At 33.3% G+C, this 12,682-nt stretch carries 8 protein-coding genes; all 8 read right to left on the reverse strand.

Going from position 1 to position 12,682, the window contains the following annotated elements:
- Positions 1 to 4: 4 nt before the first annotated feature.
- The 8 genes from F8N35_RS06555 to F8N35_RS06590 all read right to left on the reverse strand — a co-directional run bounded on the left by F8N35_RS06555 (position 5) and on the right by F8N35_RS06590 (position 12,681).
- Positions 5 to 1,255 carry an FISUMP domain-containing protein gene (locus F8N35_RS06555; protein ID WP_293050617.1) on the reverse strand — a complete coding sequence of 417 codons (1,251 nt, stop codon included), beginning with the start codon at positions 1,253 to 1,255 and terminating at the stop codon, positions 5 to 7.
- Between the two features lie 5 nt (positions 1,256 to 1,260).
- On the reverse strand, positions 1,261 to 1,752 hold the full coding sequence (locus F8N35_RS06560; protein WP_293050618.1) for a zinc ribbon domain-containing protein: 492 nt from the start codon (positions 1,750 to 1,752) through the stop codon (positions 1,261 to 1,263).
- 1 nt (position 1,753) lies between these two features.
- Complete coding sequence (locus F8N35_RS06565) at positions 1,754 to 2,644, reverse strand: M48 family metallopeptidase (RefSeq protein WP_293050619.1); 891 nt, start codon at positions 2,642 to 2,644, stop codon at positions 1,754 to 1,756.
- 7 nt (positions 2,645 to 2,651) lie between these two features.
- Complete coding sequence (locus F8N35_RS06570) at positions 2,652 to 6,053, reverse strand: ATP-binding protein (RefSeq protein ID WP_293050620.1); 3,402 nt, start codon at positions 6,051 to 6,053, stop codon at positions 2,652 to 2,654.
- Between the two features lie 30 nt (positions 6,054 to 6,083).
- Positions 6,084 to 7,367 (reverse strand): toll/interleukin-1 receptor domain-containing protein, encoded by a 1,284-nt coding sequence (locus F8N35_RS06575; protein WP_293050621.1) that lies wholly within the window; start codon positions 7,365 to 7,367, stop codon positions 6,084 to 6,086.
- Between the two features lie 11 nt (positions 7,368 to 7,378).
- A complete protein-coding gene (locus F8N35_RS06580) occupies positions 7,379 to 9,364 on the reverse strand; it encodes a toll/interleukin-1 receptor domain-containing protein (RefSeq protein WP_293050622.1) in 1,986 nt (661 codons plus the stop codon).
- A gap of 676 nt (positions 9,365 to 10,040) precedes the next feature.
- Positions 10,041 to 10,928 (reverse strand): DUF5655 domain-containing protein, encoded by an 888-nt coding sequence (locus F8N35_RS06585; protein WP_293050623.1) that lies wholly within the window; start codon positions 10,926 to 10,928, stop codon positions 10,041 to 10,043.
- Positions 10,929 to 10,956: 28 nt separating this feature from the next.
- The gene (locus F8N35_RS06590; protein WP_293050624.1) at positions 10,957 to 12,681 is read right to left on the reverse strand and encodes an AAA family ATPase; all 1,725 of its coding nucleotides are present in this window, start codon (positions 12,679 to 12,681) and stop codon (positions 10,957 to 10,959) included.
- Position 12,682 lies beyond the last annotated feature (1 nt).

Consider the following 12,682-nt stretch of genomic DNA (forward strand, 5'->3'; position numbering starts at 1 on the left):
ATCCTCATTGGCTATTTTTAACACATCGAATTGAAAAACCCATTTCTTTGCCGCACGTATTGTGAAATAAGGAATCACGATCAGGGATCATAGAAACATAATATACCCCCCTTGTATCACGATCTGTTGTTGCTGTATAAAACAAACCTCCTCGTTCTAAATCTTCGAATTGAATGTTTGAGTAATTATTTAGACAACCTGCTAATAAACCAGAAAAACCAGCTTTATTTTCTAGAAAATCATTATTCTTATTCAAATTTATTTCCAATATTTTCCATTCTTTATCCGTTGGTATATGCCATCCTTTAGGAACAACCTTCATGGCAGTTTGCCAATTATACAAATAGCCATATTGTTTTGCATTATTTTCATTGTTGTCATAAGCCCAACATCCACTATGTGTTTTAAATGCAAGATTCTCTGCCATCCATACTTGCTCTCCAATTCTTACCCATTTGTAAATATGTCCATCTCTATAATCAGTAAAAGTGCCCGTATCATATTTATTTACATTAATTACTGCGGAGGAATCAGTCGTCATTGAGTCCTTCATACTTGAGATATTTTTAGTTGAATTGTCATTATTTTTAATTAAGCTATAAAAGCAAACTATTCCCAAAAATACAACTGAAGCAATAATGGCCCATTGATAATCTTTGTTTTTCTTTGTTTCAATTTTAATGTCGTTTTTTTGTTCCTCACTATAATTAATGCTATTATGCTCTAATTGCTTTTTTTCTTTATTATGAAACAAATTTTGGTGTAGTTTATCATTTTCAATTTCAAACTGTTCACTGTCGTTCTGAAGTGATTTCAGTACTTTAAGACTGTGTTGTTCTGTCTCATTTAATGTTGGCTTCCCAATCGAACGGGAAACAGCTTCTACCAAATCTTTAAATTTAAGTTCAGGATTTGGGTAAGCTTCAATCCAGTGTTTATTATTCAAAATTAACCGCATTTCACCCTCCAGAACAGAAGAATCTATCTTAAAGGGAACGATAGTACGCCTATCAGTAAATGCTAGATTTAATTCACTCTCTACCCACGGTGAAATGCGAGATTCCTCAGAGAAAATAATTACAAAGACTTTACAGTTCTTAATTGCTTCTTCAATTACATCACCGTATTTCTGTCCACCAACAATATCTCTCGGAGCAATCCAACATCTAATTTCATGCTCTTCAAGTACATGGCAAATAGCATCTGCTGTTGTCTTGTTTTTGCTCGAATAACTTATAAATACATCGTGTGCCATTATTTCTACATTTTAGTTCCGCATCCTCCACAAAACCTGTCTCCTGTAAATAATTTATGACCACATTGGGGACAAAACATTGCAACCTGTAGATTTAAGTTATTTCGGTCGACACTTTGTTGAATAAGCTCCAGCACGTGCTCATCCAATTTCGATTGCTGTATCAGTCCCCAAATTTGAGGGATCATTATCGGCCAGGCCACCAGCATTGTAATTGCTGTCGGTATAGCCTGCTGCCCAAATATACCCACCCCGGCTTCAGCAGTAAATGATGAATTCCCATTCGGAGTAATCGTCACTTTTAATGCCGTTTTCAAACCGACAACAGCTTTAAAAACGCCTCCTTTGGTTATGGATATATCTGCGCCACCCGAAGCGAGCAATGTCGATTGAACTTCGAATTGCTCATTTTTGAGCGATTCTGAGATATCTGCGACTATTGTTGGAATAAGTTCTGCTGAGATCGGATAGGTTTTAACACTTTTGAAGACTCCCATATCAATTTATATTTTCTAATTTCATGCCACAATACTTGCAAAACTTCCAGTCCTTTTCAATTGGTTTATAGCAAGTGGAACATACTGTACCAGATTCCTGCAAAGTGATGTTATTCATCAATATTGAGAACTGTTCGGTTTCACACCATTTCAAAATTTCTCGGGTTCTCACCGATGAAAAAGGATGATCGAGGAAGGCCACCGCATAAGTTTGCAATGCTTTATCCCATGTTTTTTCCTGCAATGCATCATATGCTTCGGCTTGTGCTGCATACTCTTCAATATCTACTTTTTCCGTAATGCTTTTAGGACCACCGGATAATCGTATCATGGTTTCCACAACAGGTTTTGGGCTACCCGAAACAATAGCGGCGGCTCTGTCTGCCGAGAGTTCACTCTTGCGACTCCAATAGTAAAGAGCCAATTGCACAGGAGTAGTGAACATTCCTAACAAACCAAACATATCAGCTCCAGCTTTCAGCATATTGGCCATGGTGTGATACAATACATGTCGGCAAACGATATGCCCACACTCATGAGCTATGACGGCTTCTAACTCATCATCATCCAGATATTCTACCAAACCCGACGTAATGGTTAAAAAGATCCGTGTATCGCCAAAAGTGTAAGCATTTGGTGCCGGATTCATTTCCAAGTAAAACTCAGGCTCTTCAACACCCATTTTTCGACAAATGGGTGGCAACTTCTGATACAACTCCGGTAGCTGTTTTTCTGACAGCCGTATCTTCGAAGCCATGTTCACACCATACATGTATTGTTCTAATCCAGTTTTAAGGAATGCCTTTACAGCTGCCGAAAACCCGGGCACTGCTTCCATATTCCGGCGGGCTGCTTCGTCTTCGGGGTGGATAAAATCTTGGTAGTTGAGCATAGTTAGTTTACTTTAAAAGTTCACGTATTTTAGCGATATCCGGGTGAGTGATACCAGCCTTTTCTAGTTCATCAAAATCTCTCAAAATATAATAATTAAAAGTTTTTGAAGGCTTTGGTGGATATGGTTGGTTCTTAAGTTCTAAATATATTTTTTTTGCATCTTTATATTTGTTCTGAAAAAGTAATGCATGAGCTAAGTTGGTCTTTATCCATGTTTGTGTTGGATCAAGTTTCAGTGCAAGTATCGCATTTTTCTCAACTTTAGAAAATGATTTCTCAAATAATTGATACCATGACAAATTACCCAATGTTTGAACATACGATGAAAATAAATATTCATCATTTTTTAATAGATTATTATTTTGAGTACAAATATGTATTATTTGTTCACAATATAAAATTTTTTCTTTATCTGCACTTGTTGAGTCTACTGAGCAATTCCATAAATGTTGAATTACAGATTCAACGGTAGCCATAGCATCATATTCAGTATTTATTTTATTGCAAAACTTATTTATTCCAATTCTATCAACCCGTCCATTAAAATTGCTAATTTTAATGCAATTTTTATCGACACAAATATCTTGTTTAGAGCATGATATAATTAAACTAGCTGAAGATATGCCTGCCATCAACCCATATTTACCATCTAATTTAACCTTGTAGAAATTAACTTGTCCCGTTTTTTCATTATTTAGCTTAGCAATAGAATCATATTTACATTTTATAATTTCTACCTTATCAATCAGATTGTATATCCCTGTTGCTCCAGTTGAATTCTTAATTAAAACTTCCGAAAATTCATCATTAATGGGTATTATAGATTTATATAAGCATGGTAATATTTCAATTTTACCATTAATATCAAAAACGCCTTTATTATTGGCAAAATTTGTAGTCACAATAATGTTTGGATATTGATAAGTTGATAATCTTTCTATTTTCTTGTATAAGCAAGGAATCTCATTACATTCTTCAGAATGTAATTTGGAATTGGAAATGATGTTTAAAATGGGAACTGTATTTTTACATTTACTTTGACATGTCGAAATGTTAAAAATACCCCACTTCTTATTTTTACTAACCATTAACAGAGGAAGATCAAAGTCCTTTATATTATCGAATTCGACAGGGACTATCAGCCCTCTTCTGTCTCTTAACCCGTATTTACCTTTTGAATCTGTAATTAAATAAATACCTTGAGAGTTATAGCTCGTATTGAATTTTTTCACTAAAGCATATGCTGATTCAGAAAAATACACATTCCCTATTAAGAAAATAGGAATTAAGAAAAATGAAATAAAAAACAAAACTAATATTTTGCTTACGATTAATGACAACTGCTTTTTATTAATCTGTTTAATCACAATAAAAGATATTCCAATAAAAGACAACCAAATTAGTATATATATATATATCTTATCAAACACAAAGGTCTCAAATTGAGCACATACCAATATAACAAATAACGCCAACACTACTATTGATGTAAATATAAGCGTTTTAACTTTGGGTTTATTTGCCGATTTATACATTAGTATTGAACAAAAAGAAGCTAAAATGAGAGGAGAACCATATATTGCAGAATATACATTTTTACATTTTAATCCTATTGTCATTGATATCAATAATAAAACAAATTGGACTAAGTAAATATTTCTATAATTCTTTATTACTTTAGGACAAGTTACAAGGCTCAACCAAGTAACATTATTATTTGTCGATTTCCAATTAAAAAAAACTTTTCCCATGTAATAAAGCACTGGGAAAGTAAGAAATTCTAATATGATTAAGAAGCCAAAATAATCAGATATTTTAGTCCCTTCCCACGAGCTACATAAGATATAGTTATCAAAAAAAGCCATTAACTGTCTACATCCAAAACCTAATTTTCCAGTTAAACAGATTATAACAGAGACAAAACAAATAAACAAAACAGAGGCATATAACCCTTTTTTTTCGTTTGATAAGATGAGAAGACTTATATTGACACGAAAAATCAGCAAAAAGAATGTAACAAGAATATATGGAATAAAAGGAATGTGCGCATAAATTTCAGATGAGTCAAACGGGTAATCCAAAAATGTCTTTGTGAAAAAAAAAGACAATAACCCAATTATTCCCAAATCAACACCGACCAATATTTTTAAAAAACTACGTCTTTCTTTTTCTAACTCTCTTATTTTTTTTTGTTCACTTCGGAGCTTCATTTCGGCATATCGCTTATCTCTTTTTCCTTTAGCCACTTTACACAATACATCATGCGTAAATTCAATGCGTTTGGTACCATCCCATTCATCAACATGAATTAATCTGTTTTGTTGCAAGGTGTCAATCTCGTCAGGAGTTACTCCATAATCAAAAGCATCCCCCAAAGCAATTGAATCCCTATACCCTTTTTTAGTCAGTAGCGAATTTTCTAAATACAGCATTGTTTTTTCAGAAACCAATGCCATCGTATTTTCATAATATTCCGAAATAATGTTATCTCCAAATTTCTCAACCAAATCCAATGTTATCTCAGGCAATCCATCATCAAGTCTTTTCTTGTTTAACTCGTTACAAAAAAGAGACAGCAAAGCTGTTTCTACTGTTATTTCTGGAATTCCATCAATTTTAAAATTCGAATTATTGGTAACTTTTTTGATAATTTCAATCGCGACATTTTCGGAAACCATGCCTTTCGATGGTTTCATTATAATATCCATTGCCTGCTCTTCGTTAATTGACTGCAAACTAAACCGATTCCGACGTAGAGATGGTATATTTACAGCATACTCTTCTAATCTGGCAAGAAAATCTTCTCGAAGTGTAAGTACCAACCGATAATTGACTTTATCAGAGTATTCTTTTCGCAAATCATTATCATTGAGAAAATTTTTCAAGTATTGAGGCATTTTATTGTCACATAAGTCAGATAATTCCACAAAGAATTCCCGTACAGTTGATTTGTCTTTTGTTAATGTGAATATTTCCTCAAATTGATCGATAACAATCAGTGGCGTAACTGGATAATTATCTTTATTCCAAAATTCATTTCCATGAAAGAATTCCCATAGACTTATTTTATCATCAAAAATGGGTTTAACTACATTATCGATTTCTCCACCAATTTCTTTCACTGAGCTGGTAATTTTCTCTATAATTTGTGCCGTATAATTTTCATTTGCACCATGACTTAATCTAATATAGATTGGTAGAAAATTATTTTGTCTCGCAACCGTAAAGATACCGGCTTTAATTATTGAAGTCTTCCCTGTTCCAGAAGGTCCATAAACAACAGTTTGAGTATTATTAAAAATATCTCCAGACAATTCTCTGATTTCGGCTTCTCTTCCATAAAAAAGATGTGCATCTTTTTCCTCATACGACATAAGGCCTAACCACGGTGATGTAGATGTGCTCATAGAAACTATTTTATAATTTATAAAAGAGGATTATCTCCTGATAGATCGAATTATTTTTTTGACGTTATCCTCGAAATCACTTTTAAAGAAATCAACTTTTTGCAACGAGGAAAATTTCACAGGAATCAGTTCGTTTTGAATATTAATATCGTCTATAGTAATTGGAAAAATATATGGAGATGGATTGATCCATTCAGATTGTTCAATACCCCAAGTCCATTCTCTTTTGAAAAATCTTCTTTCTGGGGTCATCACATGTTTTGAAAGAATAGGAACGAACGCTTTACTTTTCTCAATGTTTTTCTTTATTACTTTCAGATATTCATCCGCAGGTTCCAATGCTCGTTTGTCAAACCACACTGTCACCCCTAATTTTCTGAATGTTTCAGCAACCAAAGATGCTGAATGTTCATCTTCACTGGCATAAGAAATGAACACATCCTTATATTCTGAGAGCAGTTCATCCGGATTGTCAATTTTATATTGGACCCATCTTTCAGCCAATTCATTTATAAACTCTTCCGCAGGGATATACATTTGTGCATCTAACCGGGAGAGGTAGGCGATTAGATCACTATCCATATTTGATTCTGCGATCATGCCAATTTTAGATTTAGGTGTAGATTGTGTCGAGAATTTCATAGAATGTAAGAAGAAACGAAAAAGCCAATTCGGGTAATTACAGCCAATAATAAGTAAGTATTTTTCCCTTAAGATATTCGATATTTTTTTGGGTTTGTAATTATCATTGAGCCAAAAGTGTAAAAATTCCAAGAGATCATCTTCTGTTAGCACATAAGAATGAGACTCATTGCTAGCCTTACCAAACATATGATATAATATAGGCTGATTTAATGTTTCAATATCTTGGCCATTAGTTCTTTTCTCATATGATAACCGTTTAAAATTTCCTATACCCCATTTTTTTTCAAAAGACTTCGTGCAGATATTGTCAAAAGTCGTGGTGAGTACTAATTTAAACTTATCAATATCAAGCAGCTTTGAAACAGATGGAGAAACATCAAAATCCGTTTCCTTAATTAGTTTATAAGTCTCATAGTAGGGATCCGAATCTATTTCACGCCATTTAAGCATACATGACTGACATGTCAACTGTTCAAAATCTAACCCGGGAACATATTCAATATCAATAATCTCACACAACGATTTTACAATATATTCGTAAAATGGTTGTTCTTGTCCATTTATTTTTATTTTAAGCAATTCATTGCCTAAAATCGGAACAACATTGCCCTTGTCAATTTCGGATAAAAGCTTCTCCCAACCTCTCTCATTAAGTTTATTTTTTGCCATGATATTTTGTTTTAATTTTCTTCCCACAAATTCATCATACCTACCAACACCTTACAATCCGGCGAAATAGTTTTGGTTAACACACTGAGCTTTCCTCCTGCAATACGAATGATTTTTAAAACATTAGGACTTGGCATTTCTTTCAATTTTGCATAGGTCTCAATACGATCAATAGCTCTACCTTTGCGTTCAATAATAACATCTCCGATTTTCAGAACGGGATGTGGTATATTATTATCGGTTCCTATCATTAAGATCCCTGTCGGTTCGAGCTTATGCTCGCCAACCAATTGATAATATCGTTTTACAGCAGGAATATACACCTTTACATTGGGATCAGTCTCTTTATTATACCCCTGGTATATATCCAATCGCTTTTGCACTTCTGTAAAAACTTCTCTGGCGGATATAGTGGCTGTTATTGGCTCAACAGTATTGGGATCTTGACCCGCTTTTGAGGCTTCTTTCTTGAGTCGTTCAGTCTCAACTTTACATTTATTTTCTGCCAGTACCTGTGAATAGCCAAACTGAGCTAAATGGATGATCTTTCCCCACATCATCCCCTGCTCTTCGTTCTTACCGAACGAACATTTTGCTAGTATCCGTTTATAGGACTCCCGAAGTTCTTGTTTTTTGTTGTCAAGTTCATTTTTTTTTTGGAATAAGGCTTGTTTCTTACCTTCCACCACCTTCTTTAAAGAATCAATCTTAGGTGATTTTATAACAGTAACCGGTATAATTTTTTTTCGATGCTTCAGTGAATCCAATTGATTACTCATCCACGAGACAATTTTGTTTTCATCTCCAATAATTACCGAATATTTACTCAATAGTTCTTCGCATTTCTTCATGCTTTTTGCTTGCATAGCTTCCAATTCTGTCCGTGTTTTGGAATAATCCATCTCGTAGGTATATTTAGTGAGATTAGGCGCAAATTTAGCATACACATCTCTCACGTTCACAGGCATTTCAAGAATGAGTTCATTAAAACTGAATATGCCGCAATTTATCATCTCTCTGTCCATCGAAGCCAAAATATCCATTGATTCGTCTAGTTGTAGTGGCCACGACATATCAGGGACTGACAACCAGTATTTCATTTTCATCAAATACTCTTTAGTTTGTTCCAAATCAGTATCAAACATCATCTTAGCACCTTTTATATCTTCGGTACTAATACTATATTTAGCTAATAGCTCTTCGTGTGCAGGGGTCAGCTTTATGAGAGTATTATTGGCTGTGTCACTTATTTGTTTGAGTTTAAAATCAATAAATGTTATCAGTTCGCTTTTCAATCGGTTCTTGTACAATCGATCATTAGATTTTACATATTCAGCATGAAACTTTCTCCACTCAATATTGGCTTCATCAATAGTAGAAAGCAATATATTCCCTTTTCCAAAGCCAACAGCCATTTCCGACACAACTTCTTTACAAACCTGTTCTAATTGGATATATTCTCCGTGTTTTTTGTAAAAATGGATGAATAATAGAGCTGCTGTAAGCAATAAAATGGGGACAGTTGTAAATAGCAACTGCTTTCTAAATCGAGGCAATGTGAAGTGGCGTTTGCTGACAAGCATACTCCTAAGTTTGACCAAAAATGCTCCGAACAATTCTTGTGATGCCTCAATACCTTCATAATTTAACAATTCAGAAATGTCGGCAGGAAGAGGAATAGTGGATCGGTTAAAATTTCGTAGAAAAATCGGAATGATATTTTTATTTGTTTTAATAGCATGAGCAACCTCTAATCTTACCCAATCATCATCATTGATACATCTTTCCAGACTATTTTCACCGAGTACTACAATAAAATCTTTGCAATAATCAATCTGATTATATATTTGCTCATTAAATTTACCCGAACGTAAATTTTCAATATCCATAAAAACCTTGTATCCAGCTTGTGTCAAACGATCATGAATAAGGTTTGCGGTTTCAAATCCACCTCCTTGTCGGCGGTAACTGATGAAAATGTCAAAATTTTGGTTCATAATATTTTGGGGAATGATGTTTTAATGTGGTTCAAAAAGAATGCTTTGATAACTATCCGATTTATTACATACAAAATATGGATACCAAACTGCAGAATATTTATTATTTTAAACGAAAAAAAAATCGTTTTATTTACTAAAAATTTACACACGCCTGATTATCAACAAAATAAATTTACAAACATTTTATAACAAAGTACGAGAAAAATCCCGATATATTAAAGCTATTTGAGACAAAACAATATCTTCTTGTATTAAAATTGACAAAAACTCAATTTTTGTATATTAGTAAATGCAAGCCTATTTTACTTATCTTTTCTCATCTTCAAAAAGATGTTTGTCTGATGCGGCATATCTACTTATGTAAGTTAAATACCAGTTACATTTTTTTTAATCCTCAATTTTTGTCATTCATTGCCAAAGTTGCTGATCTTAGTTCTCTTTATACATCATCTATGTATCGGGGTTAACTGTTCAAATCAAGCACAAGTCTCCCCCTTCTTTTTCATCCAGTTCAGTTTGCTTTACTAACTCACTTTAGTGCATTTAGACCTTATGGAGTATAAAACAAAACACCCCAATCTGAATATAATCAGATTGAGGTGTTTTGTTAGAACATTTTTCAAGAAACATGAAACCTTTGGACGTTGAAAAACATTATACTACCCGTAGTTATTTAGATAATCACAGCTTGTTTTACCAAACTCATTATATATTGAAGGTCTTTATCGCTATCTACACGTAATTCATAATCACCATTCAAAGAATGTCCTTTCAAAATAGACACATCTCGCATTAAATGCTTTGGATCATCCAATTTGCCAACTTTCAGGTTGACACTGATTTTGATTGTATTCTTTTGTATTTCGATATCAGAAACATTCGTTCCGTTTTTCTTAAAAGCAATATACCATTTCTGCGGCTTTATTTCGATATCGGGAGAGAGATCCAAAATCGCCGATTTGAATTTTTCATAGAGTTCTACAGTCTCATCCGGTTTACCGCTCAAATGATCTTCCTCGGTATAGACTTTTATCTCTTTGGTGATCTCTTGTAGTTCGGTATTACGATCCGTAATGGCTTTGATACTTTCGGCCGCCCCACTCTTTTTAATTTGATTGATAGAAACAATGCCACCTTCGTATTGTTTGACTTCCCATAGTTCAATAGCAATATCCTTGAAATTGGTGGCTTCCCTCTGATTCTCGGTAAAACCCTGAGAAACAAAGGCAACACGGGTTTGCGACCAGTCTACATCATCTCGTTTCAAAGTTTTTTTCAATCCTTCGTTATATTCCAGAATAAAATCAGCTTTGTTTTGTAGCATCAGGTTAAGATAAGTAAACCCCTGATCTACAACACTATTATTACGTTCCCGCTTGTATTCAATAATCACAAATGATTTGGTTTGCGGATCAAAGCCAAGAGTATCGATTCGTTTGTTTTTAATGGAAAATTCAGACTTTACCATTTCCAAACCCATAATCATCGACAAATTGTTTTCAAATAATCGTTGAATCTCCTTTTCAAGCTTGAAAGGAAGTTCTTTGATTAAATCAAGCATTGATTGTGTCTGTTTAAAAAGAGCCATATTACAACAGATTAAATCGATTTATCAACACTTCCAATAAAGGGACAAAGCCATTAAAATAGTCATCAGAAAAACTTGATAAATAGTTTGTCTCAATATGTTTTTTGATTCGATCATGAGTTGCACCCTGATTGTTAGATTTAAACTCTCTAAATTTACACTTAGCATGAATATCAGCTACTATACTACCATAACTCTCTTTTGCAAACATGTCTTCTATAAAAAAATCATTTTCAACTCCTTTCTCGTACTCCTTAGTATAGTCTTCCTGATAAAAAACATAATCTAACTTTGGATATTCCTCTTTGAATTTCATTATCGCAGTTGCTCCATCTCTACCTGGTTTATCAAAATCATATATATAGAGAATTTTATTTGCATTCAAATGCAATGCTTTCACCACATCATCAAAAAAACTTTTTGTATTTCCGGCACTTCCTTGAGGTATGAAGGACAATTCATCCAGTTTATAATATTTAGAATCACGTATACCAAATATTTGAATTGCCTTTCTAATATATTTAATATCGTACGTACCTTCTACAATTACGATTTTTTTAGATGTAGCTATAAATGCACCTTCAATATAATTGATTTCGCCTCCAGTCAATTTATTAATCTGACATATCTTGTCTGCATTTTCCAACTTGCCGTTGTTAAGAAAAATCAGATTTTTAAATTTCATTTTATTCGCAAGAATGGAAGAATGTGTAGTAACCAAGCTACATCTATTAGGATTATCGATTAATCTTATAAGCTCATTTTTTCTAGAAATATGAATATGAGAATCCGGCTCATCAAATAGACATAAGCTATTTTCGTTTGCTATCACATCAGTTATACATTTAATCAGTATGAGTTTCTTTTCTCCCTCGCTCAACTCTCTTAATGTAATTCCATTGAAAGATACATTGATTTTTTCAAATAGTTTTTTATCCTTATCACTTCCAACTGCATGCAATAGGAAAAAAAGTTTTCTTACTTTTTTTGTGTTATCAGGATTAGATATAAAAATAATATCTTGAATATTATCAAATGTCAGAAATGAGTTCCCCTGACTCTCCTTTATTATGCGAATCAGATTAAGTGCATCATTTTGAGCTTCGGTGCCAGTTTCTGTTATTTTCACATAGTTCTTTCGTCTGGTATCATAATTAGCAGGGAAATTAAATCTTATTTCTACATCAGAGATATTGGATACATTCAATAGATTTTTAATATATTCTTTCGAATTATCATGGCAAAGCAGCGTAACTAATGCAATCTCCCAAACATATTTGTTTATATACACTAATTTGTGTTTCTCTTGGGTAGCCCCCTTTTTTATTTTGCTTATATAGCTAAAGTAAAACGTTGAATAAACATCAGTCCATAATCTTAGCTCATCTCCACTATAACATGCTATAATTTCATCCGGCAGATAATTACTAATATTTGAACCAATAATGCGATTACGTAAATCCCCTGATTCCTTTGTTAATCTGACAACTCGATCTATTACATTAACTTCATACTGTCTTATCTCATACGTTATGTTGTAACTGAAATTAATTGCAAACCTTCTTGGGCTATGAAGGTTTGCAAATATATAGCTTATTGCTTCTAAGATATTGCTTTTACCAGAACCATTTACCCCAATAAAACTAACATAATTAGAAGTATTTGATAAATCTAAATCTACATCTAAATTTTTATATCCAGAGATTTTTAATTTCAGTATCCTCATG

The organism is Paludibacter sp., from assembly GCF_009712605.1.
Lineage (GTDB): Bacteria > Bacteroidota > Bacteroidia > Bacteroidales > Paludibacteraceae > Microbacter.